General features: G+C 41.7%; 36 protein-coding genes and 1 pseudogene. 5 read left to right on the plus strand and 32 right to left on the minus strand.

What is annotated here, in order from left to right:
* The first annotated feature begins 293 nt into the window (after positions 1-293).
* Together DCC39_RS13675 and DCC39_RS19855 are read left to right on the plus strand one after the other, a co-directional pair.
* A complete protein-coding gene (locus DCC39_RS13675; RefSeq protein WP_116555461.1) occupies positions 294-1,826 on the plus strand; it encodes a glutamate decarboxylase in 1,533 nt (510 codons plus the stop codon).
* 167 nt (positions 1,827-1,993) lie between these two features.
* Positions 1,994-2,098, plus strand: a pseudogene (locus DCC39_RS19855) (YjcZ family sporulation protein); the annotation flags it as partial.
* Between the two features lie 181 nt (positions 2,099-2,279).
* On the opposite strand, the gene DCC39_RS13685 reads toward DCC39_RS19855, so the two are convergent.
* From DCC39_RS13685 to DCC39_RS13695, 3 genes are all read right to left on the minus strand, one after another.
* Positions 2,280-2,663: a type II toxin-antitoxin system RelE family toxin gene (locus DCC39_RS13685; RefSeq protein ID WP_165820878.1), complete on the minus strand. Its 384-nt coding sequence runs from the start codon at positions 2,661-2,663 to the stop codon at positions 2,280-2,282.
* Positions 2,656-2,880 carry a hypothetical protein gene (locus DCC39_RS13690; protein ID WP_116555463.1) on the minus strand — a complete coding sequence of 75 codons (225 nt, stop codon included), beginning with the start codon at positions 2,878-2,880 and terminating at the stop codon, positions 2,656-2,658. Before DCC39_RS13690 ends, DCC39_RS13685 begins: the two co-directional genes overlap by 8 nt.
* 66 nt (positions 2,881-2,946) lie before the next feature.
* Positions 2,947-4,011, minus strand: coding sequence for an undecaprenyldiphospho-muramoylpentapeptide beta-N-acetylglucosaminyltransferase (locus tag DCC39_RS13695; RefSeq protein WP_116555464.1), 1,065 nt, complete (start codon positions 4,009-4,011; stop codon positions 2,947-2,949).
* Positions 4,012-4,170: 159 nt separating this feature from the next.
* Between DCC39_RS13695 and DCC39_RS13700 the strand changes: the two genes are divergently transcribed.
* Complete coding sequence (locus DCC39_RS13700; protein ID WP_165820879.1) at positions 4,171-5,151, plus strand: patatin-like phospholipase family protein; 981 nt, start codon at positions 4,171-4,173, stop codon at positions 5,149-5,151.
* Positions 5,152-5,194: 43 nt separating this feature from the next.
* On the opposite strand, the gene DCC39_RS13705 is transcribed toward DCC39_RS13700, so the two are convergent.
* The 11 genes from DCC39_RS13705 to DCC39_RS13755 all read right to left on the minus strand — a co-directional run bounded on the left by DCC39_RS13705 (position 5,195) and on the right by DCC39_RS13755 (position 13,158).
* On the minus strand, positions 5,195-5,557 hold the full coding sequence (locus tag DCC39_RS13705; protein WP_165820880.1) for a MaoC family dehydratase: 363 nt from the start codon (positions 5,555-5,557) through the stop codon (positions 5,195-5,197).
* Positions 5,558-5,562: 5 nt separating this feature from the next.
* Positions 5,563-5,958 carry a hypothetical protein gene (locus tag DCC39_RS13710; RefSeq protein WP_116555467.1) on the minus strand — a complete coding sequence of 132 codons (396 nt, stop codon included), beginning with the start codon at positions 5,956-5,958 and terminating at the stop codon, positions 5,563-5,565.
* The gene (locus DCC39_RS13715) at positions 5,955-6,440 is read right to left on the minus strand and encodes a WapI family immunity protein (RefSeq protein ID WP_116555468.1); all 486 of its coding nucleotides are present in this window, start codon (positions 6,438-6,440) and stop codon (positions 5,955-5,957) included. The genes DCC39_RS13710 and DCC39_RS13715 overlap by 4 nt, the downstream gene beginning before the upstream one ends.
* A 67-nt stretch (positions 6,441-6,507) precedes the next feature.
* Positions 6,508-7,272, minus strand: a complete 765-nt coding sequence (locus tag DCC39_RS13720) for an SDR family NAD(P)-dependent oxidoreductase (RefSeq protein WP_116555469.1) — start codon at positions 7,270-7,272, stop codon at positions 6,508-6,510.
* 204 nt (positions 7,273-7,476) lie between these two features.
* Entirely contained in the window at positions 7,477-8,454 is a 978-nt protein-coding gene (locus DCC39_RS13725; protein ID WP_116555470.1) for an alpha-ketoacid dehydrogenase subunit beta, read from the minus strand.
* Positions 8,447-9,538 (minus strand): pyruvate dehydrogenase (acetyl-transferring) E1 component subunit alpha, encoded by a 1,092-nt coding sequence (gene pdhA, locus DCC39_RS13730; protein WP_116555471.1) that lies wholly within the window; start codon positions 9,536-9,538, stop codon positions 8,447-8,449. Before pdhA ends, DCC39_RS13725 begins: the two co-directional genes overlap by 8 nt.
* A 32-nt stretch (positions 9,539-9,570) precedes the next feature.
* Complete coding sequence (locus tag DCC39_RS13735; RefSeq protein ID WP_116555472.1) at positions 9,571-10,797, minus strand: dihydrolipoamide acetyltransferase family protein; 1,227 nt, start codon at positions 10,795-10,797, stop codon at positions 9,571-9,573.
* Between the two features lie 217 nt (positions 10,798-11,014).
* Positions 11,015-12,010 (minus strand): zinc-binding dehydrogenase, encoded by a 996-nt coding sequence (locus DCC39_RS13740; RefSeq protein ID WP_116555473.1) that lies wholly within the window; start codon positions 12,008-12,010, stop codon positions 11,015-11,017.
* A 409-nt stretch (positions 12,011-12,419) separates the two neighbouring features.
* Positions 12,420-12,584, minus strand: coding sequence for a YvrJ family protein (locus DCC39_RS13745; RefSeq protein ID WP_116555474.1), 165 nt, complete (start codon positions 12,582-12,584; stop codon positions 12,420-12,422).
* A gap of 100 nt (positions 12,585-12,684) precedes the next feature.
* Complete coding sequence (locus DCC39_RS13750; RefSeq protein ID WP_116555475.1) at positions 12,685-12,903, minus strand: DUF2922 domain-containing protein; 219 nt, start codon at positions 12,901-12,903, stop codon at positions 12,685-12,687.
* Between the two features lie 36 nt (positions 12,904-12,939).
* Entirely contained in the window at positions 12,940-13,158 is a 219-nt protein-coding gene (locus tag DCC39_RS13755; protein WP_116555476.1) for a DUF1659 domain-containing protein, read from the minus strand.
* Between the two features lie 117 nt (positions 13,159-13,275).
* Between DCC39_RS13755 and DCC39_RS13760 the strand changes: the two genes are divergently transcribed.
* Entirely contained in the window at positions 13,276-13,515 is a 240-nt protein-coding gene (locus DCC39_RS13760; protein WP_116555477.1) for a hypothetical protein, read from the plus strand.
* 107 nt (positions 13,516-13,622) lie between these two features.
* On the opposite strand, the gene DCC39_RS13765 is transcribed toward DCC39_RS13760, so the two are convergent.
* The 18 genes from DCC39_RS13765 to DCC39_RS13850 all read right to left on the minus strand — a co-directional run bounded on the left by DCC39_RS13765 (position 13,623) and on the right by DCC39_RS13850 (position 24,777).
* Positions 13,623-14,627 (minus strand): DUF3231 family protein, encoded by a 1,005-nt coding sequence (locus tag DCC39_RS13765; protein WP_116555478.1) that lies wholly within the window; start codon positions 14,625-14,627, stop codon positions 13,623-13,625.
* A gap of 138 nt (positions 14,628-14,765) precedes the next feature.
* Positions 14,766-15,695, minus strand: a complete 930-nt coding sequence (locus DCC39_RS13770) for an alpha/beta hydrolase (RefSeq protein WP_165820881.1) — start codon at positions 15,693-15,695, stop codon at positions 14,766-14,768.
* A gap of 32 nt (positions 15,696-15,727) precedes the next feature.
* Positions 15,728-16,891: an acyl-CoA dehydrogenase family protein gene (locus DCC39_RS13775; protein WP_116555479.1), complete on the minus strand. Its 1,164-nt coding sequence runs from the start codon at positions 16,889-16,891 to the stop codon at positions 15,728-15,730.
* 208 nt (positions 16,892-17,099) lie between these two features.
* Positions 17,100-17,300, minus strand: coding sequence for a hypothetical protein (locus tag DCC39_RS13780; RefSeq protein ID WP_116555480.1), 201 nt, complete (start codon positions 17,298-17,300; stop codon positions 17,100-17,102).
* A 14-nt stretch (positions 17,301-17,314) separates the two neighbouring features.
* On the minus strand, positions 17,315-17,644 hold the full coding sequence (locus DCC39_RS13785) for a hydrolase (protein ID WP_116555481.1): 330 nt from the start codon (positions 17,642-17,644) through the stop codon (positions 17,315-17,317).
* Positions 17,645-18,292: 648 nt separating this feature from the next.
* Complete coding sequence (locus DCC39_RS13790; protein WP_116555482.1) at positions 18,293-19,240, minus strand: hypothetical protein; 948 nt, start codon at positions 19,238-19,240, stop codon at positions 18,293-18,295.
* Positions 19,241-19,346: 106 nt separating this feature from the next.
* Positions 19,347-19,550 carry a spore germination protein GerPB gene (locus DCC39_RS13795; protein ID WP_116555483.1) on the minus strand — a complete coding sequence of 68 codons (204 nt, stop codon included), beginning with the start codon at positions 19,548-19,550 and terminating at the stop codon, positions 19,347-19,349.
* 18 nt (positions 19,551-19,568) lie between these two features.
* Positions 19,569-20,180, minus strand: coding sequence for a spore germination protein GerPC (gene gerPC, locus DCC39_RS13800; RefSeq protein ID WP_116555484.1), 612 nt, complete (start codon positions 20,178-20,180; stop codon positions 19,569-19,571).
* Between the two features lie 97 nt (positions 20,181-20,277).
* Positions 20,278-20,514, minus strand: coding sequence for a spore germination protein (locus tag DCC39_RS13805; protein WP_116555485.1), 237 nt, complete (start codon positions 20,512-20,514; stop codon positions 20,278-20,280).
* Positions 20,515-20,639: 125 nt separating this feature from the next.
* Positions 20,640-21,347 carry a TerC family protein gene (locus DCC39_RS13810; protein WP_116555486.1) on the minus strand — a complete coding sequence of 236 codons (708 nt, stop codon included), beginning with the start codon at positions 21,345-21,347 and terminating at the stop codon, positions 20,640-20,642.
* A gap of 178 nt (positions 21,348-21,525) precedes the next feature.
* Positions 21,526-21,747: a spore germination protein gene (locus DCC39_RS13815; protein WP_116555487.1), complete on the minus strand. Its 222-nt coding sequence runs from the start codon at positions 21,745-21,747 to the stop codon at positions 21,526-21,528.
* 37 nt (positions 21,748-21,784) lie between these two features.
* The gene (locus tag DCC39_RS13820; protein WP_116555488.1) at positions 21,785-22,006 is read right to left on the minus strand and encodes a spore germination protein; all 222 of its coding nucleotides are present in this window, start codon (positions 22,004-22,006) and stop codon (positions 21,785-21,787) included.
* Between the two features lie 76 nt (positions 22,007-22,082).
* Positions 22,083-22,442: a spore germination protein GerPE gene (locus DCC39_RS13825; RefSeq protein ID WP_165820882.1), complete on the minus strand. Its 360-nt coding sequence runs from the start codon at positions 22,440-22,442 to the stop codon at positions 22,083-22,085.
* A 21-nt stretch (positions 22,443-22,463) separates the two neighbouring features.
* Positions 22,464-22,640, minus strand: coding sequence for a spore gernimation protein GerPD (locus tag DCC39_RS13830; protein WP_116555490.1), 177 nt, complete (start codon positions 22,638-22,640; stop codon positions 22,464-22,466).
* Positions 22,641-22,688: 48 nt separating this feature from the next.
* Positions 22,689-23,075: a DUF2680 domain-containing protein gene (locus DCC39_RS13835; protein WP_116555491.1), complete on the minus strand. Its 387-nt coding sequence runs from the start codon at positions 23,073-23,075 to the stop codon at positions 22,689-22,691.
* 75 nt (positions 23,076-23,150) lie between these two features.
* Positions 23,151-23,570 carry a hypothetical protein gene (locus DCC39_RS13840; RefSeq protein WP_116555492.1) on the minus strand — a complete coding sequence of 140 codons (420 nt, stop codon included), beginning with the start codon at positions 23,568-23,570 and terminating at the stop codon, positions 23,151-23,153.
* A 212-nt stretch (positions 23,571-23,782) separates the two neighbouring features.
* Entirely contained in the window at positions 23,783-24,157 is a 375-nt protein-coding gene (locus DCC39_RS13845; protein ID WP_116555493.1) for a hypothetical protein, read from the minus strand.
* 71 nt (positions 24,158-24,228) lie between these two features.
* On the minus strand, positions 24,229-24,777 hold the full coding sequence (locus tag DCC39_RS13850; RefSeq protein ID WP_116555494.1) for a GNAT family N-acetyltransferase: 549 nt from the start codon (positions 24,775-24,777) through the stop codon (positions 24,229-24,231).
* 145 nt (positions 24,778-24,922) lie between these two features.
* Here DCC39_RS13850 and map point away from each other — a divergent pair, with 145 nt between their 5' ends.
* On the plus strand, positions 24,923-25,675 hold the full coding sequence (map, locus tag DCC39_RS13855) for a type I methionyl aminopeptidase (RefSeq protein WP_116555517.1): 753 nt from the start codon (positions 24,923-24,925) through the stop codon (positions 25,673-25,675).
* The last annotated feature ends 27 nt before the right edge of the window (positions 25,676-25,702 follow it).

A 25,702-nucleotide genomic window follows, 5' to 3' on the forward strand; every position in this document is an offset into this window, starting at 1 on the left:
TTGTTTCCGGGTACTTGACAAATCAAGACATTGTGTTTTCAAGTAGATATTATTTTCATATCAAAAAATGATTGAACGCAATTTTTAAACAAAAAAACAAACAGCAGTAGGGTTATCCCCAAAATATTGTTTGTTTCACTTTCTTCGTGCAGTATTTTTTCAAGCATCTCTTATTTCCGATAAGATTAGAGCCTTTATTTGCAACTTTGAGTTTTTTATAAATGAAAAATTCATATTCTAGTAAAAGGATGTTCCTCATACTATTAGCTAATTATTAAATAAGGAGGACCTTGATGAATAGATATTATAAAACAAATCAGCCTTATCTAAGTCCTTTCAGTTCTTATCCGCCAATAATGATTAAAACATACTCCACCCCATCTAATTTATTTGGATACCATCCTTCGAATCTTTCACGATTAACTTCTGGAAAGGCATTAAGGGCAGGAACCTTATGGAAATCATACGCTCCTTATTACAATCCTATATTCACTCGCAACGGAGATGGGTCCTTTCCACGTTTTCGTATGCCTAATCAAGGGATGTTACCTGAAACCGCGTACAAAAAAGTCCGCGATGAAGTTGCTCAAGATGGCAATGTCCATCTCAATCTTGCAACATTCGTTACGACCTGGATGGAGCCTTCCGCAGACCGCTTATATGCTGAATCAGTCAACAAGAATTTGATTGATAAGGATGCATATCCGCGGACAGCGGCGATAGAGGAGCGGTGTGTACGAATTTTAGCCGATCTCTGGCATTCACCAAGCCCGCATAATACGATGGGTGCTTCGACAACAGGATCGTCGGAAGCGTGCATGCTCGGGGGGCTTGCATTAAAGCGGCGCTGGCAAAACGCACGCAAGAGACAGGGGAAGCCAATTGACCGGCCAAATATCGTATTTAGTTCCGCTGTACAGGTCGTTTGGAAAAAATTCGCGAACTATTGGGATGTTGAACCGCGTTTTGTGAACATTAACCGAGAACGCCCTTATATGGATCCCGAGGGTGTACTCGCTTCCGTAGATGAAAACACAATCGGTGTGGTACCGACTCTTGGGGTGACTTATACAGGTCTTTACGAACCGGTTGCCGAAATTTCGAAAGCCTTGGATGAACTTCAATCTAGAACTGGTCTCGATATTCCGATACATGTAGACGCTGCTTCAGGAGGATTTATAGCACCATTCCTCCGGCCAGACTTGGTCTGGGACTTTCAGTTGCCCAGGGTGAAATCCATCAATGCTTCCGGACATAAATACGGATTAGTATACCCGGGAATTGGATGGATCATTTGGCGTGAGGCTGAAGATCTCCCTGAGGACCTTATCTTTCGGGTATCCTATTTAGGCGGGAACATGCCAACATTCGCCCTGAGTTTCTCCCGTCCTAGCGCACAAGTACTCCTGCAGTACTATAACTTTCTCCGTTTAGGTAAAGATGGATACTATAAGGTACAAAAGGCATCTCAATCAGTGGCGCAGTTCCTTAGCAAGGCGATTCATGACATGGAGCCTTTTGAACTATTTACAGACGGCTCGGATCTTCCGGTATTTTCTTGGCGGCTGAAAGAAGGATACACATCAAACTGGAATCTTTACGACTTGTCTCGCAGGTTGCGCTCATTTGGCTGGCAAGTGCCGGCTTATCCTTTACCCCCAGATATGGAAAATGTAACAGTTATGCGCGTTGTCATTCGAAATGGATTTTCCATGAACTTGGCCCATTTGTTCTTGATGAACCTTATACAAGCCGTCTCATTTCTGAATTCCTTAGATAGGCCAATACCACATGACCCGAAACGCGACATCAGCTTTCACCATTAATCTCGAAAACGTTCAAATGGGCAGCATGGACTGATTTTTATAGTCAGTCCTTTTTATCATGATTCCAATGTCATTGACGAAATCTATAGTTCATTTGCTCAAATTTACTTCTTCTCATCGAATGGCTCAATCGGAAAACTTTTGTCAACATAAAATGAACTATGACGATGTATAAAGGAGGTACACCATCTTTGAGCGAGAGCGGATATGGGCACGGTTCAGGCTTTATTCTGATTGTTGTCCTTTTTATTCTGTTAGTCATCGTTGGCGCTATTGGTTTCGGCGGCGGTTTTGGCCGCGGTGGCGGATTCGGCGGCGTTGGTTACGCGGGAGGCTACGGAGACGGATATGGTGGGGCCGGTTACGGCGGCGTTGGCCCAGGCTATGGCGGATTCGGCGGTTGGTGGTAATAAGTGTACTAACGGCCAATGAAAATACAGATTTACAGCGTTATTATAAAAAAGAAAGACTGCGGGTGATGGAACACCTACAGCCAATCGCACTTTTATAAAGACAAAATCTACCCGTTCTTAAAAATCCAAAGGGTAGATTAGTCTTTTTTTGTTGGTTTTTATTTATTATATCGCCACGAGGCCCAATATCTAGCACAATAATAATCAATTCATCATTATGTATCCGATACAATAAACGAAGGGATCCTATGCGAATTCGATAATCGTCATGATCGGATCCCTCAAGAGGCTTTACATTAGCTATTGCATATGGATTTTCACTAAGCTTGTTAATGACTTCTTTAACCTTGTTCTTTAATTTCGGGGGCAATTTTTCGTAATACTTGGAAGCAGGCTTTCTAAGTTTAACATGAAATCTAGGCATTAAGATCATTCCAGTCAACAAGATCTCCGTTTTTAATGTCAATATCAGCCTGCTTTAATATTTTCTTTTCATTTTCCGTTAAAGGAGAATTGTCAGCTTCAACAACGACTTCATTGTCCTTTTCAACAACAACTCTAATTAAATCATATACAAGCTTTGCATCATGTTCGCTTACAAGATCCACAAGCCTATGAATATCTTCTTTACGAATACTCATTCTTTTCACCCCTCTGGATGGCTTTGCTTTCATTATACATTTTATGAAAGTAAAAGCGATACCTTTTTACTTCCCGGCCTTCTCAATCTCGTTCAGGATCATCCCGATGCTATCCGTCGGCGCATTAGTTTCCATCGCTGCAATATAGTTGTCCCGGTTGGCGTACAATTCATTGATGCTTTCCATAAATGCTTCATTTGTTAGTTCCTCTTCTTCCAGAACGGCTGCAAAACCTTGCTTTTGAAAAGAATCTGCATTTAATAGCTGGTCGCCACGGCTTGCTGCCCTTGACAAAGGGATGAGCAGCATCGGCTTTTTTAGTGCCAGCCATTCAAAAATGGCGTTTGAGCCGGCTCTTGAGACGACGAAATCAGTCGCCGCGACGATGTCTGGAAGCTCGTCACTAACGTATTCAAATTGCCGGTAGCCTGGCGTATTTTCCAATGAATCATCGATATTCCCTTTCCCGCATAAATGGACAATTTGGTAATCTTCTAAAAGTGTTTCGAGGTTGTCTCGTATGACTGTATTTAATTTCACGGATCCAAGGCTTCCGCCCATAATGGTTATTACAGGTTTACTTAAATCAAAGCCAAGAAATTTCAAACCCTTTTCTTTACTTCCTTTCAATATTTCTTCACGTATCGGCGATCCGGTATAAAGCACTTTTCCTTTCGGAAGAAATTGTTCCGCTTCTTTGAAAGTCACAAACATCTTTGTTGCGAACTTGCCCGCAATTTTATTCGCCAACCCTGGCGTGTAATCCGATTCATGAATGAGGACAGGCACATTGTTTAGTTTGCCTGCAATGACAACTGGAACCGAAACGAAGCCGCCTTTTGAAAAAATAACTTCGGGCTTTAATTTTCGAATAATAAAATACGCATCTGCAATCCCCTTTAGCACTTTAAAAGGATCTTGAAAATTTTTTATATCAAAATAGCGGCGCAGTTTTCCGCTTGAGATTGGATAGTATGGAATGTTTACTTCTTCAATCAACGTTTTTTCGATACCATCTTTAGAACCGATGTAGTGGATATCCCAATTTTTTTCCTGAAGCTTTGGAATAAGCGCCAGGTTCGGCGTCACATGTCCCGCCGTTCCGCCGCCTGTCAATACAATCCTTCGCATAATTATCTCCCTTACCTTGATCCTTCATATAGACTATACTCAGCATTTCCCTAATCATTCTATCATTTTTATTGAAGGAGATCCTAAAAATTAAAGGCAATTGACGGGAGCGATGCATAATTTAATGTAATAATGCTCATGAAATGGAGAATAAGAGGAATGCCTTCATTAAAATACCAGCTTCAAAAAGAAGATTATTACCGTGTTCTAAGCTTTGACGGCGGGGGCATCCGTGGTATCTTAATCACAATTTTATTATGCCGATTAGCAGAACAGTGCCCGGAGGTATTTGAAAATACAGATCTGTTTGTAGGCTCCTCATCGGGGTCATTTATTGCGCTTGCCCTTGCAAGCGGGATTCCGCCTGGTGATGTCGTTGAGTTGTTCTCATATAAAAATGCGAAAAAAACATTTGGCAATCCGCGTCCCTATTACTTTTTCAAGCCGAAGTACAGCAATAAGCCATTGAAAAAATTGCTTCATGACATTTTTCCAAGCACACTCCGCCTAAAGGATTTGCCAAAACATGTTGTTGTCCCTTCCTTTAAACTTTATTCACCGAAAACGGACCGCTGGGAGCCAGCTTTTTTCAATAATTTCCCTTCATCAGACAATGCGGAGGAAACGGTAATCAATGTGGCATTGGCAAGCAGTGCTGCACCCATTTATTTCCCGTCCCATAAAAGATATATTGACGGCGGCGTTGTATCGAAAAATCCTGATATGGCAGCAATCAGTTTTGCGGCCGGAAAATGCGGAGCAGGAGCCAAGCTTGAGGATGTTGTCCATTTATCGTTTGGAACAGGCTGGAATCCGATGAAAATAAAACGCGATACATCGAATTGGGGACTCCTCCAATGGATGTACTCGCTTCTACCGGGGCCTTCAAATCCGAAGCTGCCGCTTTTAAGCATCGTCACAGAAGGTGATGTTGATTCCGATATGTTTGTCAGCGGACATTTGCTTCATGAGCGCTATCTCCGAATTAATCCAAGGCTTCACGAGAAGGTCGTCTTGGATGACTACAGAAAGATTCCAGAGCTTATTGACTTAGCGAACAATGTTGATCTTGGCCCGGCTATACAGTTTATAAAAAGATATTGGCAAAATAGCCTGCAAAGGTTAGAACCAATTGGTTGAGAACATCCAACGAAAACGGGGTACTTCCAATAAAGTTCCCCGTTTAACACGTGCATTTGATAGCAACTGCCTCTTCACCCTTGCTGTTGACTACCGAAACTTTGTAGTCATTTTCAACATTTGCCTGTTCAATGCACACTCTGAATTCTTCATCAACCGTAATCGGTTTTAGAAATGTAGCCTCCAATACGCCTTTTTGGCCCCATTTTTGAAAAAAAGCGTCCAGTTCCTTTTCAACAATCGCAAGAAGATAAACGCCTTGGACAAGCGTTTTTTTAAAACGGGTATTTTTTGCGAATTCGGGATCAGTATGAATTTTCCCATCACCTGCGGTTACCTCACCAAACTTGTTCATCTGCTCCTGGGTGATTTTGTATATGCCGCTTTCATATTTTTCACTATTCAATTCACTCAACCCCTTCCGCTGAACGCCCATAGATGGGTTGTCGTTACTCTGCTGACAAGCTCGCCATCTTTTAGAAAAGAAGCTTCGTAGATTAAGTAGTCCCTGTTTTTCCTGTTGTATTTATCGACGATTTTTACCTCAACGTTAAATTCATCGCCTAGGAAGGCGTCCCCAAAATGCTCCACCTTCTGCTTCAAGTGAATTGTCCCTTGTGCGATACGTCCGCCAAGCGCTTCATATGCCGGCCTATATACTTGAAAAATGGACGGAGGTACTTTTTCATTTGGATTGAAAGGCAAGCCTAATGTGTCCGCATATGCTTCGTACAGTTCTTTTGTGATGGCAAGCTTGCTATGTAGTATATCTCCCACTGCGTGATCGTCATAATTAAATGCTTTCAATCGGAATCCTCTCCTTCTTTAATGGCCGGGAATGCGGCCAAAATATCCTCCAATCCATTTATAAACCGAACGACATCAGTTACCCCCGTCTCAAACTCAAATTGCAGGACGGCTCCAATTCCGACCGGGTATTGTACATATCCTTCCACTCCAATCCTTTTCTTTCTTTTCGAAAGAAAGCTGAATGTCAGGCCAAAATATGGCTCTGTAGGTTCGAAAAACACTTCATTTATTTTTAAAGCCGTGAAAGCGCGCAGTTCCTCAATATAGTATGTTAATAAGTTCCCTTCCAGCATAATCTCATCGATTTCAGCTTTGAATGCAGGCAGAGTGAAAATCAAATAATTTCGATGCCAGTCCGCATCATATATATTATCAGCTTCGGGATAGGCATAATTGTACGTACAAATCTTGAAAGAAGCTGTTCCATCTTTTGAAACCAAATGCGCATGGGGAAATTGAGAAAAATAATCTGTCTTCACTTTTGCCCTCCCAACATTTGAAAACAACCACCAGCCTTTCAAACTAATGGTTGTTACATGTTTTTTCTTAATGGGTTCTTCCGCCTGATATTGTAATAGTTTCGCCAGTGACGAAGGAAGCGGCTTCTGTGCCAAGATATAGGCATGCATTCAATATGTCTTCCGGTACACCGAGGCGGCCCGCCGGCGTCTCATCGATTACTTTTTGTTTTTTCTCTTGAGTCGGAACCAATACTTCTTCCGCTCCTTCAGTTATAATGAGGCCTGGAGCGATGCAATTGACGAGAATGTTGTATTTTGCCCATTCTTTCGATAATGTTTTCGTTAAATTAATGACTCCGGCTTTTGCTGCACCATAAGCACCTAATCCGGGCGATGCGTAAATGCCTGCAACTGAACTGATATTTATGATTTTTCCGCCGCCTTGTTCTTCAAAGATCGGGCGGACGGCGGAACAGCAGTAGAATACTTGGTTTAAGTTGTTCCTTACAACGGCATCAAATCCGTTTGGGCTCAGTTCATCCAATGTATGGCCGAAGCTTCCGCCGGCATTGTTAATTAGAAGATCAATCCGGCCAAAATGTTGTTTTGTTTTTTGCATCATGTTCACAACTTCATCTACTTTTCTCATATCTGCTTGAACCGAAAGAACGTCACCGCCAAACGACTTGATTTCTTCTTCAATCGGCTGAAGCTTCTCAATTTTGCGGCTGTTGATAACAACCTTTGCTCCTTCTTTCGCAAAACCTATCGCAAGCGCCCTGCCAATTCCTTGTGAACTTCCTGTTACAACGACGACTTTGTCTTTAACTGAAAAATCTGCTAATGCCATTTTCAATCCCCCTGGTTTATCCCGGATTAACTGGCAGCAAGACCCCCACCTCTAAGATAGAGGAAATTCATAGAAGTGAAGGCGGGGAATAACTGCCGGTAAAAGCCTGGGAGTTATACTCTGTGTGTGCTAACAATCAGTGGGGGATGAAGAATCCCCACTGATTGCAGTCTCACTTTATGTGAATTTTTAACTCAAATATGTTTAATATGACATCACTTTGTTAATGGCTTTTTCGATTCTTGGTGCGTTTGGAAGCCAATCATCTTCGATGGGCGGCACCGGATATGGCGTGTCATACCCCGTCACCCTTAAAATCGGTGAAGCGAGTGAAAACAACGCGTATTCACTGACAAGCGCGGCAATTTCCCCGCCGACTCCCCCGCTCTTCACGGCTTCGTGAACGATGATGAGCCTGCTCGTTTTTTCGACAGATTGCACGATTGTCTCAAGATCGATCGGCTGAATTGTCCGAAGGTCAATCACTTCAACGGAAATGCCTTTCTTCGCTGATTCTTCTGCAACTTTTTGAACGAGCTTGACAGGAGCGCCCCACGTTACGATTGTCACATCGTCCCCTTCCCGCACAACGTTTGCTTTCCCAATCGGGACCTCGTACGGTTCCTCAGGAACCTCCATTCTGAATGCGCGGTAAAGCGGCATCGGTTCTAAAAATAAAACCGGATTATCGTCTCTCATCGCTGAGATTAAAAGGCCCTTGGCATCGTATGGGTTCGACGGAATGACAACCTTCAATCCGGGCGAATGTAGGAACAAAGCTTCCAAGCTATCAGAATGAAGCTCTGGCGTCCGAATCCCTCCCCCGTAAGGGCTGCGAATGACCATTGGCACGGTAAATCTCCCGGCAGAACGGAAGCGAATGCGCGCTGCCTGTGCTGCGATTTGATCCATTGTTTCATAGATGAATCCGAGAAACTGAATTTCAGCGACAGGGCGAAACCCATTGATTGATAGTCCGATTGAAGTGCCGATAATCGCTGACTCGGCAAGCGGTGTATCCATCACTCTATCTTCGCCAAATTTAGCCTGCAATCCTTCCGTTGCCCGAAAAACGCCTCCATTTTTTCCGACATCTTCACCAAGAATAATGATGCGATCATCTTTCTCCATTTCTTGCTCCATCGCTTCTCGTATCGCTTCAATCATCGTAAGATTAGCCATGCCCGTTCCCCTCCTTCGCAGCAAGAAAACGTTGGACTTCCCGCTTTTGTTCAGCAAGCAGCTTGTGCGGCTTATCATAAACATAATCGAAAGCTTCATCGGTCGTTGGTTGTGCAACAGCTTCCGCTTCCGCAACCGCTCTGTCGATGTCTTCGGTAAATTTTTTCTTAATTTCAGATTCGTAGCCTTCGTCAATAAGTCCTTTTTTCTGTAAAAAAGTATAAAAACGTTTTAGCGGATCCCTTCTTTCAATCCAGTCCTTCACTTCATCGTCATTTCGGTATCTCGTCGGGTCATCAGCTGTCGTGTGCGGCCCTTGCCGGTATGTGACAGCTTCAATCAAAATGGGGCCTTCCCCGTTCCTGCATTGTTCTACTGCATCTTTCATCACTTGGTAAACAGCGAGAATATCATTTCCATCAACTTGAATGCCCTTCATTCCGTATGCAACCGCTTTTTGGGCGATGGTTTTGCTTGCCGTCTGTTTTTGTAATGGGACGCTGATCGCCCAATGGTTGTTTGAACAGAAGAAAATGGCCGGCGCTTTATTCACAGACGCAATATTTAGGGCTTCATGGAAATCTCCTTGCGATGTCGCCCCGTCGCCGAAGTAAGATACGGTTACATGTTTTTCGCCTTTTAATTTTGAGGCGATTGCGCAGCCTGCGGCATGGAGCGTTTGGGCTGCAATAATAATTTGAACAGGGAAAACGTTTAGATCCTTAGGAGTTTGGGATCCTTTCAAATTCCCCATCGTATAAAGGATAATCTGCTTCATCGGATAGCCGTGAACCATCATAGCAGCCAATTCCCTATAACTCGGAAATATCCAGTCATCTTTTTCCAACGCGAATGCACTTCCAATTTGAGCGGCTTCTTGTCCACTGAACGGCGCGTACGTTCCGATCCGCCCTTGCCGTTGCAGGCGGAGCATTTTCTCGTCGAAAAGACGCATTTTAACCATCCATTCATATAGTTCAATCAGCGTTTCATTGGATAGCTGAGGGATTCCTTCATTTTTAACAATGCCGTCTTCGCTTAATAATTGGACAAATTCATGCTTTAAGTCGTTTTCATCAAACATCGGTGTTTCCCTCCTCCTTTCGAGTACTGGAGCTATCTCACATCCAACAGCAGTCTTTCGGGGTTTTCAAGAATATCTTCGATCATTTCCATAAATCGCCCTGCCGGTTCTCCGTCGATCACCCGATGATCAAATGTCAGCGAAACACCCATCATGTCGCGGATGACAATGGCATCGTCAATGACGACAGGCCTTTTCTTAATGGCATGTGCGCCAAAGATTGCCACTTCCGGGTAATTTATAATCGGTGTCGCAAACCAGCCGCTGCCTCCACCCGTACTTGTGATTGTAAACGTTCCGTCCTGCATATCTGACAGCTCTAATTTCTGTTCGTGCGCCTTCTGTGCAAGTTGTTCAATTTCCATCGCAATCTCCAAAATTGATTTTTGGTCAGCATGTTTAATAACGGGAACGTACAGGCCTTGCTTTGTAGCGGTTGCAATTCCGATGTTGTAACGTTTCTTCAATACGATTTCGTTGTGGTCATCATCAAATACCGCGTTAAAGTAAGGGTGCTCTTTTAACGCCTTTGTAACCGCTTTAATAATAAACGGCAAATAAGTAAGCTTAATTCCGGGATCGATTTGGCCAATTAATTCTTTACGCAAGCGGACGAGCTTTGTGACATCAAATTCGCTGAAACTTGATACGTGCGGCGCGGTAAATTTGGATTTCACCATTTTTTCAGCAATTTTTTTGCGAAGCCCTTTCACAGGAATTCTCTCATCATTGCCTTCTTCAAATGTATGTTGTGGCGGTGAAACGGATTTCTTTGAATCTGCCTTCTTTTCATTTTGATGGTTATGCTGGTTCAAATGATTTTCCAAATCGGCCATTGTAATTCTTCCGCCTTTTTCAGAACCAGTAACCTGTGCAATGTCTATTCCGAGTTCCCGGGCACGCTTACGTACGACAGGCGCAGCAATAACACGTTTTTTTGCCGGCTTATTGATTCGTTCATTATCCAAAGGCTGTTCATTTTCATGACGTTTCTCTTTTGCAGGAGGTTCCTTTCTCTGTCCTTCCTGTTCAATCGTTATGAATGTCTCTCCTACTTTTACAACATCGCCTTCTTCACCGGCAAGGGAAAGAATCTTTCCGCCTACTGGCGATGTAATCTCAACAACCGCTTTGTCAGTTTGGATTTCCGCGATTCGCTCATCATATTTAATGGAATCTCCTTCTTTCACAAACCAACGGACAATTTCTGCCTCATGCAGTCCTTCCCCAACATCAGGAAGTTTAAATTCGTAAGCCATACGGAAAAACCTCCTTATTTCTGAAGGTACATTTGATTATTTGTTTACAGAATTGCCTTTATTTTATCATATTATAAATACTAATGGGCGCTACAAAAATAAAAAAAGACACGCATACGTACGTGCCACTTAATAAGAAAAGCACTGTCGCGTCTTTCTTGGAGGTGAGAGATGAGATTGGTTTAGGCTAGCGACCTACCAATTTGTACTCTCTTACTTATTGACCAATGCGTAGTGCGACCTTTCCAAATTGTTCAGCTTCTTCAAGATAGCGCAGAGCATCTAATGCTTCATTTAAAGGAAACACTTTATCAACGATTGGTTTGATGTTATGTTTTTTAAAAAAGGTAAGCATTTCATAAAATTCTTCGTTGCTTCCCATCGTTGTCCCTAAGAAATTATATTGGCCATAAAAGAATTTTCGTAGATCGAGTGTAATTTCATCGCCTGCTGATGCGCCAAATACGACGATGGTGCCGCCAAGGCGCAGCTGCGCCAACGATTTAGTAAACGTCGCCGCCCCGACACTGTCAATCACGATGTCCGCTTTTTCCCCGTTCATCTGCTTACTCCAGTCTCCATCGGAATCGATGGCAGCGTCAGCTCCAAGCTCCAATGCGAGCTTTCGCTTCTTTTCACTTCTTGAGGTTACGGTTACTTTTGCACCTGCCGCTTTTGCCATTTGTAAAATATATGTCGCAACCCCGCTGCCGATTCCGGGAAGAAGCAAATGCTGCCCTTCTTGAAGATTGCCTCTCGTAAACAATGCCCGGTAACCTGTAAGCGCCGCTAAAGGCAGCACACCCGCCTCTTCCCATGAAAGATTTTCAGGTTTCTTCACAGCATTTTCTGCAGGAATGACAATTGTTTCGGCGAATGTCCCGTGATCTGGCAAGCCTAAAATTTCAAATCCTTTTGGAGGTGCATCGCTTTTTTCTTTCCATCCAAGGCTTGGAATTATGATAACCTCATCCCCGACAGCAACGTTTTTCACATTCTCGCCTATTTCTTCAATCACACCAGCCCCGTCTGAACCAAGAACCACTGCGGGCTCATTTTCTCCATGCCTGAACGGGACAAAAAGATCGCGGTGGTTTAATCCTGCTGCCTTTAATCTGACCTTCACCTCATTTGACGATGGGCTTCCCTCTTCCATCTCAATCACCTGGACACCATCTAAGCCTTGCTTGCCTTTATGTACGACTGCTTTCACTGTAGTAACCCCCAATCAATGTGTTTACTTTCTATTAAAGCATAACTAATCATAAGAAAAAATGAAAACGCTCATATTTTTGAATATAAGTGTGTGTTCAAAAAGGAGGACAACGAGAGGCAAGAAGGTCGAGGAAGCGTAGCTCTGAGCACAAAGCTGGCCACTACGTGAGCATCCGCATCGCACGCAGGAAAAGTGTTTTTCTTTTCCAAGGAACGCAGCGACGAGCGATACTTCTATGATCCTCTGCGAGTTGCACCGAGGAAGCATGCTTCGGAGCAATGCTTGTAGACGCAGGTGCATAACTCCTTTCAATTAAATGAGTAGCGGAAGAGCAAGCTGACGAAGAGATTCGCAGCCTATCGTGCCCGGACTTTTTGAATAACCTCTATAAAAATCCGGCCATGTTTCAGCCGGATTTCTTTGCATCATATTTAACTTCGCTCATTTTGCGAGGCAGCGCGGTAATGCTGTCATTCAATTTTTCAAGCTTTGCTTCAATGCGGTGAAGCAAATATAACGTGATGACAGCCGGAAAGCCAACTTCGCTAATGAGCGGCATCCATGTCTCCATGATTCGTTCCTCCGATCGAGAAGTTAGAAATTAGAAGTTGGAAAAAAGACCGATTTCAATTTGTTTATTTTTCAAAAGGGAGGCTTCCGCCCCCCTTCATTTAGTCGAGTGCAATTTCAGTTACTGTTCTTTCGACGATGCGCGCGCCCTTTTTCGCAACAAGGTTCCCGCCGCTTGATGTGAGTGCGTTTTCTGAAATGACCGTATCCATTGCCGCGCTAATCTCGGCAGGATTGACCGGGTCAACAGGATCCTCCAAGGAAATCGTCACTGTCCGGTTTTCTTCATTTAAAAATTGAAGTTCAATTTGTTTCGCCATCATTGACTCCTCCTTTCCTTATTGTTTGAATTAAAATTAACCTTCCAATGTTGATGAATCATTCCGTTCAATCTCGAACAAGCTGTGCTCTTGAAGGGGAACAAGTGCTGTCGCGATGGCATATAATGCGTCCGGAGTTGCGTCAGGCTTCACGTTGTTGAAGCTTTTGTTTCGGTAGACTGGATTACCGAATCTGTCTATACCTGTTTCAAAAATAAGGCGGAGCTGCGTGCTCTTAATTGCTGCCTGTGCCATGCTTATCACCTCCTTTCACCCTATATATAGGTTGAAAAAACAGAAAGGGGGTATATAATTACAGGAGTAAAAAATTTTTTATACAATACAATAAAAAATAAAGGGGGAGTGAAAATAATGAATGATGTTGGAGAGACGCCTGGCCTTGACATGATGGGCGCTGCATTTGGGATGTTTGGCCTTCTTTATTTCGCTTTCATTTTGTTCATGACCGTTTTGATGATTGTCTTTATTTTCAAAGCAATGGGATTCATGAAGAAGAAGAATTTGGAAGATGAACGCTTGAACGCTAATATTGAGAGACTGCTAGAAAAAATGGATGGCGACCGCCTTCCGCCAAATCCGCCAGTCGAATGACGATGAAACAGGCATGCAGCGATGCATGCCTTAAAAATTTAATGTAATAGCCACTGAGCAATCATTTTGTGAGGAGCCATAAATAATCTCTGGAAAGAATGCTTTTATTATTTTTCCTTTGCAAGTTCTTTTCTATTAGGAGCAAGCGGTGGTTGTTCTAACCATTTATTTTGAACCATGAGATTAAACCATTCTTTTGTTACCATTAGATTTTTTAGAATAACCTTTTCATACGTCGTAACGAGGTCTGTTCTCATGGCCGACGCTAAACCTGCCCCGTGATATGCTTGCGCCGTTTGATACAAGAAACCAATATGGTACAACATTAACTTCTCGGAAAAAGGAGATTCCGTTGAAGTTGTCACTTCTGTTTCCCATGACCTAGGAACTGGTAAATTATCCATACGCATGATTTTTGCAAAGGCTTGTATTTGCTTATCAGACGTGTTCTCGGAATCAGTAAAAAACTTTCTTACTTCTTTCGTTTGGGCGACTTGGCTAAATGCGATAGAAAGAGTTTTAGCCATAATACTTTTTTTAAGGTTGAAAGAAATATTTACGATTTCTGTTGCAGATAAACGTCTCCCTTTACCAAAAATTCCATCTGTGAAATCTTTGCTGGAAATAAATTCAGGGTCCTTGGCAGGATAAAATAAAGGGTCTCTCTGAAAATTCCCTTTCTCCAGCAATAAATCAATGGTTTGATGGTACATTCTTTTTCCATCATTATCACATGAATCGTAAAAAAAACGTAAATCCTCTCTGACGGAGACACCTAATCCAGTAGTATGTCCCAGCAAGCCATGCAAAGTCATGATATGTAAATAATTTAAACAAAATATGTCAGAAAACAATCTTTCCGCACCTTTATTAAGGTCAGATTCAGTAAATCCAATTGGAACTGGAAATCCCTCATTTTCCATAAAAGCTGCGATTTGTTTCTTTTGTTTTTCAAATGTCTTGATAGCATCCTGAAAAATCGTTTTTATTGACTTATCCTCAATGATAGAAAGCATATATCTATTTACTATATCTGTCATTGTTCCGTTTACATATTCGCTCCAAAGTGAACCTATTTCTGAAGATGTAAGTTTTAATTTATCTTTGTCCATATTATCACCTCTTCAGATATTATTCTCTAATATAGCACTAGTTATGTAATTCTTAGTGCAGTGAAAGTGAAGGCCAGTTAATGCGGGATCAATAAAAAAAACCCTATATCAAAATAATATAGGGTCCATTTTATTTAATTAATAAAATACTTTTTTCAACGCTTCCCCAGCGTCTTTCAACGCTTGCTGTCCCTTGTCAATGACGTTTGCCATTGTGACAAAGCCGTGAATCATGCCGGGGTAATCGACATACTCCACTTCAACGCCCGCATCTTTAAGTTTGTCGGCATATGCTTTTCCGTCATCTCTTAGTGGATCATATTCGGCCGTCATAATGAGTGCCGGTGGAAGTCCACTGACATCTTCATATAAGTAAGGGCTGAAGTATGGATTTTTAGCGTCGCTTGGATCGTTCATATAATGTTTTCGAAACCATGCCATTGTGTCTTTCGATAAATAGTACCCTTCCCCGTTTTCTTCATAGGATTTGGTTTGCCCTACTCCTGTTGAAGGGTAAATGAGAAGCTGAAAGACGATGTTGGGGGCTTGCTTTTCCTTCGCCATAATTGACATAACGGTCGCCAAATTGCCCCCAGCGCTATCTCCGCCGACAGCGATTCGCTCCCTGTCCCCACCGAAAGATTCAGCATGTTCAGCTACCCATTCAAGCGCTGCGAACGAATCTTCAACAGCAGCTGGAAATTTATGTTCAGGACCGAGCCGATAGTCAACAGATACGACGATACATTCCGCTTCGTTCGTTAATGTCCTGCAAACAGAATCATGCGTATCAAGGTCACCTATGACCCAACCGCCCCCATGATAAAAGACAAGGATCGGAAGCTTGCTGTTATGATTATGAATCGGCTTGTAAATGCGGATTGGGATGTCGCCGAGCGGTCCCGGAATTGTTTCGTCATTTACACTTCCAACTTCCTCGTTCACTTCCTTGTCTCTCATTGAACGGTAGACTTGACGCGCCTCTACAGGTGTCATTGTATGCATGCCGGCTCCCCCGGCTGCAGCCATTTGTTCCAATACTGCCTTTACTTGTGGATCTAAAGCCACTATAAACACCTCCATTTTGATAGGATAGATGCTTAAATAAAGTCACCAATTTTTACGTTGCCTTTAAGCAGGTTTCGGGAAATAATCAAGCGCTGAATTTCATCTGTCCCGTCATAAATCCGCCAAAGCCTGGCTTCTCGATACCATTTTTCAAATGGCATTTCTTTCGTATAACCCATTCCGCCGTGAATTTGAAGAACTTTATCGATCACACGGTTGCCCATGTTTGATCCGTAAAGCTTTGCAATGGAAGCGAGGTGGCGGTTATCCTCTCCTATATCAAGCGTATATGCTGCATTCAATACGAGCCATCTTGCCGCTTCCAAGTCAACTGCAGCATCCGCAATCATCCATTGGATCGCTTGTCTGTCCGCAATTGGCTTTCCGAATGTGTAGCGCTCCTTGGAATAGTCGATTGCCATTTGCAATGCTCGTTCAGCCATGCCGACTGCACGTGCACCAACGATCCAGCGGGCATTTCCAATCCACTCCAGACCCAATTTATAGCCGCCGTTCACTTCACCAAGAATGTTTTCTTCAGGTACGCGGACATTGTCGAAAATTAACGATGCAGGGCCCCAGTCACCCATTGTATGTATGTATTCAGATCTCCATCCCATATCTCGGTCTACGAGGAAGCATGTGACACCTTTCGGACCAAGTTCCTTGTCCGTTACCGCGATGACCATCACAAAGTCGGCTTCGTTTCCGCCTGTGATAAAGATTTTCTCGCCGTTAATGACCCATTCGTTGCCATCTTTTACCGCAGTCGTTTTAATATTCCTTGTGTCAGATCCTGCACCTGGTTCTGTCATCGCAAAGCAGGATTTCTTTTCGCCGTTGATTGTTGGGATTAAATATTTTTTCTTTTGCTCTTCATTTCCATAATATAAAATATTGTCTGCCGTCCCGCCAAATTGGAAAGGAACGAAGGTTTTTGCTGTTTCCATAAGGACAATCGCCATCATAACCTGTCCAAGGTCGGCGCCGCCATATTCCGCTGGCGTGTTAATTCCCCAAAATCCAGCTTCTTTCGCTTTCAGTTGAAGCTCTTTTAATTTCTCAGGAGAAAGGCTAGGTTTTCCTTCCCTGTCATTTCTTAAGACTTCATTTTCTAAAGGCATTAATTCTTTTTCAACAAATTGCCGTATCGTCCTTTGCACCATACGCTGTTCATCAGATAAACGCAAGTCCATAATTTCTTCTCCTTCTCTCATAGCGAATTCAAATTTTCAGAAATAATTATAATATTTGCACGTTAACAATGTCAATGAAATTCTGTAAGTTAAGACAGTTATTCACTAAGAAGACGCAAAACCGTTCGAAAAAAAACAAGGGTTTATAATACAAATAAGCGTAAAGACTAAGAAAATCATGAGTCTCCACGCTTTTGCTTTATAAGTACTACAGCCTTATCACCGCGTATATTAAAGTGCCTATAATTGCGGCACCGACCAAAACGACATAAATCATGAGCATTGTACCGGTTTTGTTTCCTGTTTGTTCTTCATAGGGGACATCAGCTTGCTTTCTTGCTTTAGCCAATGAATAGACAAATCCGAATGCGAGAAGCAAAATAACGAGTGTAATTAAGGTTGGATACATTTGTGCACCACCTGTCACCTGTATTCTTTTCCAATTTCTTCAATCATGTTTGTGCTTTGAATATGTTCTTTCGCTTTTTCATTTCCTAGCCGGTAAATGATTCTATAAATTTCCTGTAGCGTATTATCGTAATGATGCATATCGTAGTCCTCGCCGGATCCACTGAACGGACGCGCTACCCTGTAAGCAACATCCATGCTTTGTCTTGACGCTTGGTCAAATAATTCGCGAAGCTGATGCGCCTCATCTTCTGTCGCATGAATTTCGTATTGCCACGGTGTAATTGTAGGATCATCAACAATTTCACCGGTATTCACTGCAACGTAATATGTTCGTTTCTCCAAACTTTCCACTCCTTTGCTTAACTTCTTTTTCTTTTAGGTGGTAACGGAGATTTCGATGCTTTTCTTTTATTTTTGTCTTACGTTGCAAAATTATGCATGCTGTCTGTATGTTGTTATTCGACAGTGAATAGGTAGGAAATATCGTATCTTCATAATTCAACGACTGAACAGCCTGAAATTGATACCTTTCAATTTTACTTAAGAGCATTCTTAAGCTCCTCTTTTTCGAAGAAGAAAAAACTCAGCAAACCAAGATTTTGTTCTTGGGATTGCTGAGTTTCGTTATAAAGGTTGTTCAAAAAGTCCGGAGGCTTACAGGAGGTAAGTCAGTTCGACGTTATCACAGGGACGTGATGCTTTTAGTCGAACTTCCTTAATAGGCTACGAATCTCTTCGTCAGCTTGCTCTTCCGCTACTCACTTAATTGAAAGGAGTTATGCACCTGCGTACAAGCATTGCTCCGAAGCATGCTTCCTCGGTGCAACTCGCAGCGGATCATAGACGTATCGCTCGTCGCTGCGTTCCTTGGAAAAGAAAATCACTTTTCCTGCGTGCGGTGCGGATGCTCACGTAGCGACCAACTTTGTGCTCAGAGCTTCGCTTCCTCGATCTTCTTGCCTCTCGTTGTCCTCCTTTTTGAACACGCACTTATAGCATTTTTTTTGCGGATTTTAAAAATTCCCGGTAGCCTTTTCGATTCAAGTTATTGTTTGAATCAATATATTCGTTGCTTCGTAATAAATCAATGACAGATTCCGGCAACTCGTCTTTTAATACTTGAAAACGGCTATTAATGTCGGCAAATGACCCGCTGCTGACAAATTCCGGTCCAAGTTTTTCTACAACATCGCGAACTTGCTTTGTTTTTTCCAAAACAAACATTTCTGAAAGCGATGAATTAATTTTTTTTCTTAATTGGTTTAAGTTGGAACGTAAATTGAATAGATCATAGTTAACTTTCTCAAGCTGTGTGATGTACATTTGCTTCTCTTCATCATCCAAATCGGCTTTATGAAGCAGCTTCTCGAGTAATTGGTTTCTTTCTTCTTCCTTTAATTTCAATGTTTTTTCTTCTGCTTCAATTCGTGCTGTCGCCTCATTGATTGTATATTTATGAACCTCTTCCGGCTCCTCATCATTAAGGCTATCTTCAACTTGGACATCATTACTCATTGTCGTCTCAAATTCGTCCAATCCCTCATCATTAACAGATTCATTCGCCATGTCGTCTTTCGTTTCCATTTCAACCTCAGATGTGGCGGCTTTTGCTTGTTTTTCTACAGGTTCCACTGGATGGCTGTCCAATAATTGTTTTTCTACAGGTTCCACTGGATGGCTGTCCAATAATTGTTTTACTGAACGTAATGTTTGATTCACTTTTATGTAGAATAATAATGAAATGCCAATTGTAAACAAAGCGAGTAAAAACGTAAGTAAAATGGAAAAATCAATTTCAAAAGGTGTTATCGCGATTTTCCATAAGAGCAACAGAGCAAAAAGGCCAATGATGATCCAAAAAATTAAAAAATTGCGTTCCTTTCGTTTATTATCAAGTGCTGTTTGTTTCTTGTCGTTATTTTTCTCTTTATATCTCAATGCCAAATCCCTCACTTATATTGTTTTCATACCCTAATATTTCTATTATAAACGGTAAACAAAAATGATGAAAATAAATAAAAAACCCAAAAGGGCATTTTGACGCTTAGGAGGGAGGAGGCAACAGAACTTCAACGTCTGGGGTGACAGTCGACAATTGAATTGCCGGTTCACTAAACGCGCCGGTATTATATAAGTTTGAGAGCGGCTTAATGACGCCTGAACTTCCGATTTGCAGGACGGATGAGTTCGTAATGCCTTGTACCCGCAACTCATGGATAATGATTTTTTGATTGACAAACAAATTCATGCTGCAATCCCCACCTGTTTAATCTTCTTTTTTTGGCAAGTTTCCAATAAATTCTTCAATCGCTGTATAAATATCTTTTCGTACTTTTTCAATGATTTTCTTTTCCTTTTCCGGTTCCTCTTCATCAACCCGTTCCAATTGGTTGATGTATGTCGTAATTCTTTTGTCAACCTGGCGTCTTATGTCGTCAATAATAAACTTTCGATAAGGTTCATCAAGCGGATATTCGTATTTCTCCTCCGCTTCCTTTATATCATCCATGGCTCCGTTATTTAAATAGCTATGGATTTGCTGTTGAACCCGATCATACATGCCAGGATCGGTTTGGATAGGGAAGTCAATATCACCTTCATCGCCACTATATTGATCCCCGACTAAATATTGCCCAATTGCTTCGGGATCCTGTGGAGACAGGCCAATGTTTAGTGTGCCTTCCAACCGTTCAACTTTTAACTGATCAAATTTATATTCAATTTTATCAATATACGTTTTTTTTTCATTCCGAAGCAAGGTAATTTCATCCTCAAGTATTGTTAAACGCTGATTAAAATCTGTTAAAGAATGCTGCATTTTATCCAGTTGCTTCTGAATTTGCCTAAAAAGTTCAAATGCGTCATAAAGCGGGTACATTTCATCAACCTCCCCCTTACTAGCATATGCACGAAGGGACGGGTATTCATCTTCTTTTTTGATTTATACTTCATTGTTTTGAACTCGCTTCATTTCGTTAACGGATTGGTTTTAAACCAACCAGCACTGATTCTTCCCTATGCAACGGAGAACTATAAAAGTTCATCCTGCTCCTTCTATTGATGGTTCGCAGCCCATTTCTTACGTTAAATGAACCAGGCCCTGAAAAAATAGCCGCTTCACTTTTCGGCGAGCTCCAAACATAATCTCCCACTTGAAACATGGCTGATTCAAGCAGAAAATTAATTTTTACCGCTCCAACGATTGCTGGCACCTCTCAAACCACCTTTTCTATATAGATTTATTTTTATTACGCCGCCATTAGTGGGGAGGAAGAAAACCCCACTGATGAAATCTCGCTTTATAGTATGAAGAAAAAAGCCCTTACGTTCATTTCCTTTAAAATTGTTTCGTTTTAATTAAACGAATAACCCCTAATAAAACAACGATGATAGCAGCGTCAATTGCGAGCATATGTGTGATGTTCTCCGTATTTACATCCCTAAAATAATGCTGTAAACGATCAAGGCCATGTAAAATACTCGGCTCTTTTGCCATTGTAAGCACGCTTACCTGTGCCAGGATACCACCTGCAATAATTTGCAGCCAAAAAACGGTATGTACAATTCTTGAGAGTGCGGAAAGCAATGAAAAGATGATAAAAAGGCTCAAAGATAAACTAACCACCGCCTGAAAAAGATTTTCCGCTAGCCCGGCTGCCAGAATAACCGTATCAATTGAAATGGCAAAGTCAGTTAGCAAAATAATGAAAATCATTTGATATAGTGGAGTTGGAGGATGCCCTTTCCCTGTAGAAAATGGATGCCTGCCCTCAATGCCCCCGGCTGCCAATGCCATTCTAATGCCAATCCATAGGACAACCACCCCTGTTATAAGGTGGAAACCAGGCAATGAAGTTAAAAATTGTACGGCAGCGACACTGAATGATCTGGTTACCGTTAAAAGGACAATAGCCATTGATTTTACGAGAAACATGGCTTTTGGATAATCATCATAACAATGTTTTCTAAGCAAAGCAGCAAAAATTAAAACATTATCGATATCATTAATAAGAATTAAAAGAGTCAATTGAATGATGGACTGCATCTCAGATCCTCCGCCAATTCTTTCAATACAACCATTCTATGCTGCCAAGCAATGAGACATGCTTTTCCGGAGGTCAGGGGTCTGAAAACAGATAAAAAAACTCGGCAGTTTTTGCCGAGTTTTAATAAAGATAGAAAGTCTAATTTATACCCTCTGTCTTCTGATCTTCAACTTCCTATTATGTGGTCCCTGCCGTTGATGTATCAATTACATCGGCATCATTCGTATTCGTTGTACTTGCTCCGCTTGCCGTTCGAATAAAATCACCTGTATTAAAGGCGCCTGAGCCGGCAAACGTTTTTGCCGTATTTTTTGGCGAATTGTAAAAGGTATCGCCAAAATTGACGATTCCGCTTCCCGTCACCGTTACAATCTTAATTGGTCCAACAATCGAAGGCATTCAAAACACCCTTTACTAAAAAGTACTATTCTATGCTTTATGTCGTTCCGGCCGTTGTTGTATCTATGACATCCGGATCATTTGTGTTCGTGGCACTTGCCCCGCTTGCCGTGCTAATAAAGTCACCTGTATTGAACGCGCCCGAGCCGGCAAACGTTTTTGACGTGTTTTTTGGCGAATTGTAGAATGAGTCACCGAAATTAACGACTGCACTTCCTGCAACCTCAACAATTTTAATCGGTCCAACAATTGAAGGCATGTTTAACACCCTTTGCTCTGCTAATTACTGCTTATAACATATTTTATGGCTGAGGGCCGAGTTTTGTTCTCCGCAATTAATCAAATAACCGCACATGTTTTATTCTTGATTCCGTATCAATATATTTTGTTGAACCAATTTGAAATACAGAAGCGTTTCCGATGGCAATGATTCTGATCCCACCAACCCGGATAGAAGGTGATAGATCCTGTTTGTTCATAAGAACATTTTCAGTAATATATGGTTTTGGTATGGGCATGCGGTATATTGAATTTGAAAAGATGTTTTCAGGTTCGGTGAACGTCGGGTTTAAGCGATCCAATGCAAATCCGTTTGATCTTGGATTATAACCGACTGAATCGCCAATATGGAAAATGGCAGCTTCACGCATTGCATTCACTTTTACTGCTCCTACTTTAGAAATACGTGGTTTCATCATCTCGCCCTTGCATCGTTATTACCTGTTAACCAACGAAACCTGCGGCCCTACAATATAGGACTCTGGAGGCGTATCAAAGACAGAGGACAACGAGATCGTTTCCGTATCTCCAATCAATACAATGGAAGAACTGGCAACAGCGATAATTCGAATCATTCCGACTGCCAATTCATGGTTAATGACCTGATAATTCATGTTCTCCTCCTTTGGAAGTGTTAGATGAACTTTCCTTATCCTATGTAGTCATTCGCCTAATTGTTCACCTTCGTCACTGTTGTACCACTCTTCTTCCCATTCATCATTTTCATGTTCACTGCACCACCGGTAATTTTCTTTTCCGAATGTGAGAATGTAATTTTTTAACATGTCGTTACGGGTATTTTTTTGATGTTCTGTTAATGCACCCTTCCAATAATACAATTCAATTAAATCAACATATCCCATGTAAATACGTTGATAAATTTCATCTAATTTCTTTTTCGTTTCAGGTGAAAAATCCATCTCTTTCGTACAATCCATTTCATCCACATCATCATTAATATCCCACTGCATCGACTCCGCAAAGGAAGATAACGGCAAAATCAAAAAAAATAGCCCAATGGCTGTCCAAATGCTTATCCACTTTTTCATACTTGTTTGCTCCTTAAGTAAATTCTTTTTGCTTATTGTTTCCGGAGCCTGCTGATTCTTTCATGAAAACTGATATCATTTATTGGGTGCCCGTCCATTTTCTAGGTAGAATAATTCTCCTTCACAAAAGCAACGGCTATAATTGTAAATTTTGATTTGGTAATCGGATCCATTCGGTATGTTTGTAAACGTATGCTCAAAAAAAGGCTGGTCCCCTTTAACAATGAATGTCTCATAAGATTGCTTAAAGCCGAATCGGTTTGCCTTTATCAATGTATATTCGATCGCATTTTCTTCCCCCACGTTTTTCTGCGAGCCAAAAATGGTTACTTCTTCATCTTGTACATTGATCGTTTCGCTGTATTGGATCGGACTTGCGACGCTCAACCTCCATGTGGAGTCATCAGCATTCGATATAAAAAAATAAAAAAAGACAATAAGACATAGAATAAGTGCGCCGGCATACAAAAAGAATCCCGCCTTAAAATTCTTCATAAAACCCCTTCCTTTGCCTTTGATTCTTATATACATGTATGCATATAAGAATGGAAAGGAGGCGGCGATCATCTGCTTTGTACCGAAAATAAGAAAAACGCTGTCACTTCTTCCTTAGGAGGCCGGAAGGCAGCGGCCGGATTGGTCTAAATTTGCGAAAGAACAAATTTAATAAACACGTTCACCCAATTGGTAAACGTGTTTTCGGACCATCAATCCCAATCTTCATTTTCGTATTGATCATCGTCTTCCCAATGATCGTCATCACACATATATTTCGGATTTTCCTTCACTCTTTCAACGTGTTTTTTCATTATTTTTAGATGTCTTTCCTTTTGCTCTTTCGTGATCATTTCGTACTCTTCCATTGCTTCAATAAGTTCCGCTTTGTCGCTATACAATTTGTCATGGAGCTCGCTGAGTCTTTGCTTTTGTTCATCCGTTAAATTGGCTTTTTCCATGCATTTCTTTTCATACACGTCATCATCCCATGTTGGCTCGTTTGCCTTTTCCGCAAATGCCACTCCTGGTAAGATTAGAGATAAAGCCATGGCAAATAGTACTGTCAATTTTAGAATGGGCTTCAATAAGTTCAACTCCTTTTCTTTTTTTTCATGAATATCATCCCTCTCCCTTCTGTTTTTATTCCAGATTACTTTTATGGAAATTTTTTCTTAATAAAAAAGAGTGCTTGCACATATTGATTAGCCAACGGATAATTTTCGACGCTGCCGCGATATTCAAATCCAGCCCGTTTAACCAATTGCACAGCAGCTTTGTTCTTTGTATGAATATAAGCGTAAACTTCGTGAAGCTTTAACGTTTGAAAAGCAAAAGCGATCATTGCATGAAGTGCTTCGCTGCCATACCCTTTACTCCAGCAATCTTGCACAACATCAAGACCGACCTCCGCCCTTGAGCCGCCATTCCAATGTCTCAATCCACCTGTTCCAATGACCCTGTTCGTTTCCTTTTCAACAAAAGCCCAAACGACGGATTGCTGTGCCACATACCAGAATGGATTTCCAAACATGGCTACATACTGCTCTGCCTGTTTTCGATCAGTCATTGTGATTTCACCTTCAAACTTCATGACCTGTGGGTCGGAAAAAAGAAAAAAAATATCGTCAATATCATTTGAAGAGAGCTGTCGAAGCAATAACCTATCGGTTTCTAACGATGGAATGGCCCATTGATTTTTTTCCATAACGATCCCTCCGTTGTCATTGTATGAAGGGACTCCTTGATAGGTCAGGCATGTTTTGATGTTTCCCACTTGCACAAGGAAAATGTTTGCTACATACTGTTATGGAGAATATAAAATTTTGAAACAACCTTTAAAGGAGCGCATCATGATTCAATTCAAATCGTATAGAGAAATAGAAAAAATGAAAGAAGCCGGAAAAATTCTTACGGACTGCCATAAAGCACTCGCGAAAATGATAAAACCGGGCATATCTACAGAGGAACTGGATCGATTCGCTGAAGACTTCATAAGAAAAAACGGGGCGACGCCAGAACAAAAAGGCTATAGAGGTTATCAATTTGCGACATGTGCATCTGTCAATGATGAAATATGCCACGGATTTCCACGCAAAGAGCCTTTAGAGAATGGTGATATTGTGACCATTGATATGGTTGTCAATCTTAATGGAGGTCTTGCGGATTCAGCTTGGACTTATGCTGTTGGCAACATCTCCAACGAAAAAAAATATTTAATGGAAGTTACAAAAGAAGCCCTTTATATCGGGATTGAAAAAGCCGTCGTCGGCAATCGAATCGGCGACATCGGCCATGCCATTCAAGTGTTTGCTGAAGCGAAAGGCCTATCTGTCGTACGCGACTTTACGGGGCATGGGATTGGACCGACAATCCACGAGGAACCGCTTGTCCCTCACTTTGGTAAACCCGGAAAAGGAATGCGCTTAAAAGAAGGAATGGTCATTACGATCGAACCGATGCTTAATCTTGGCACTTATTTCAGCCAGATGGATTCAAACGGCTGGACGGCAAGAACGGTTGACGGCAAGGCTTCTGCACAATTTGAACATACTGTTGCAATCACAAAAGACGGTCCGCTCATTTTGACGAATCAAGACGAATAAGCAGGAAACTGTCGAGGAGGAGTGAAT

The sequence above is a fragment of the Pueribacillus theae genome, from assembly GCF_003097615.1.
GTDB classification, from domain to species: Bacteria; Bacillota; Bacilli; order Bacillales; family UBA6769; genus Pueribacillus; species Pueribacillus theae.

Bases quoted from the DNA above. Each gene is read 5' to 3' on its own strand.
- DCC39_RS13675 (WP_116555461.1), top strand. From the start codon at position 294: ATGAATAGATATTATAAAACAAATCAGCCTTATCTAAGTCCTTTCAGT.
- DCC39_RS13685 (WP_165820878.1), bottom strand. From the start codon at position 2,663: ATGCCTAGATTTCATGTTAAACTTAGAAAGCCTGCTTCCAAGTATTAC.
- DCC39_RS13690 (WP_116555463.1), bottom strand. From the start codon at position 2,880: ATGAGTATTCGTAAAGAAGATATTCATAGGCTTGTGGATCTTGTAAGC.
- DCC39_RS13695 (WP_116555464.1), bottom strand. From the start codon at position 4,011: ATGCGAAGGATTGTATTGACAGGCGGCGGAACGGCGGGACATGTGACG.
- DCC39_RS13700 (WP_165820879.1), top strand. From the start codon at position 4,171: ATGCCTTCATTAAAATACCAGCTTCAAAAAGAAGATTATTACCGTGTT.
- DCC39_RS13720 (WP_116555469.1), bottom strand. From the start codon at position 7,272: ATGGCATTAGCAGATTTTTCAGTTAAAGACAAAGTCGTCGTTGTAACA.
- DCC39_RS13725 (WP_116555470.1), bottom strand. From the start codon at position 8,454: ATGGCTAATCTTACGATGATTGAAGCGATACGAGAAGCGATGGAGCAA.
- pdhA (WP_116555471.1), bottom strand. From the start codon at position 9,538: ATGTTTGATGAAAACGACTTAAAGCATGAATTTGTCCAATTATTAAGC.
- DCC39_RS13735 (WP_116555472.1), bottom strand. From the start codon at position 10,797: ATGGCTTACGAATTTAAACTTCCTGATGTTGGGGAAGGACTGCATGAG.
- DCC39_RS13745 (WP_116555474.1), bottom strand. From the start codon at position 12,584: ATGGAGACATGGATGCCGCTCATTAGCGAAGTTGGCTTTCCGGCTGTC.
- DCC39_RS13750 (WP_116555475.1), bottom strand. From the start codon at position 12,903: ATGGCGAAACAAATTGAACTTCAATTTTTAAATGAAGAAAACCGGACA.
- DCC39_RS13755 (WP_116555476.1), bottom strand. From the start codon at position 13,158: ATGGCACAGGCAGCAATTAAGAGCACGCAGCTCCGCCTTATTTTTGAA.
- DCC39_RS13760 (WP_116555477.1), top strand. From the start codon at position 13,276: ATGAATGATGTTGGAGAGACGCCTGGCCTTGACATGATGGGCGCTGCA.
- DCC39_RS13765 (WP_116555478.1), bottom strand. From the start codon at position 14,627: ATGGACAAAGATAAATTAAAACTTACATCTTCAGAAATAGGTTCACTT.
- DCC39_RS13775 (WP_116555479.1), bottom strand. From the start codon at position 16,891: ATGGACTTGCGTTTATCTGATGAACAGCGTATGGTGCAAAGGACGATA.
- DCC39_RS13780 (WP_116555480.1), bottom strand. From the start codon at position 17,300: ATGTATCCAACCTTAATTACACTCGTTATTTTGCTTCTCGCATTCGGA.
- DCC39_RS13795 (WP_116555483.1), bottom strand. From the start codon at position 19,550: ATGAATTTGTTTGTCAATCAAAAAATCATTATCCATGAGTTGCGGGTA.
- gerPC (WP_116555484.1), bottom strand. From the start codon at position 20,180: ATGTACCCGCTTTATGACGCATTTGAACTTTTTAGGCAAATTCAGAAG.
- DCC39_RS13810 (WP_116555486.1), bottom strand. From the start codon at position 21,347: ATGCAGTCCATCATTCAATTGACTCTTTTAATTCTTATTAATGATATC.
- DCC39_RS13815 (WP_116555487.1), bottom strand. From the start codon at position 21,747: ATGCCTTCGATTGTTGGACCAATTAAGATTGTAACGGTGACGGGAAGC.
- DCC39_RS13820 (WP_116555488.1), bottom strand. From the start codon at position 22,006: ATGCCTTCAATTGTTGGACCGATTAAAATTGTTGAGGTTGCAGGAAGT.
- DCC39_RS13825 (WP_165820882.1), bottom strand. From the start codon at position 22,442: ATGAAACCACGTATTTCTAAAGTAGGAGCAGTAAAAGTGAATGCAATG.
- DCC39_RS13830 (WP_116555490.1), bottom strand. From the start codon at position 22,640: ATGAATTATCAGGTCATTAACCATGAATTGGCAGTCGGAATGATTCGA.
- DCC39_RS13835 (WP_116555491.1), bottom strand. From the start codon at position 23,075: ATGAAAAAGTGGATAAGCATTTGGACAGCCATTGGGCTATTTTTTTTG.
- DCC39_RS13840 (WP_116555492.1), bottom strand. From the start codon at position 23,570: ATGAAGAATTTTAAGGCGGGATTCTTTTTGTATGCCGGCGCACTTATT.
- DCC39_RS13850 (WP_116555494.1), bottom strand. From the start codon at position 24,777: ATGGAAAAAAATCAATGGGCCATTCCATCGTTAGAAACCGATAGGTTA.
- map (WP_116555517.1), top strand. From the start codon at position 24,923: ATGATTCAATTCAAATCGTATAGAGAAATAGAAAAAATGAAAGAAGCC.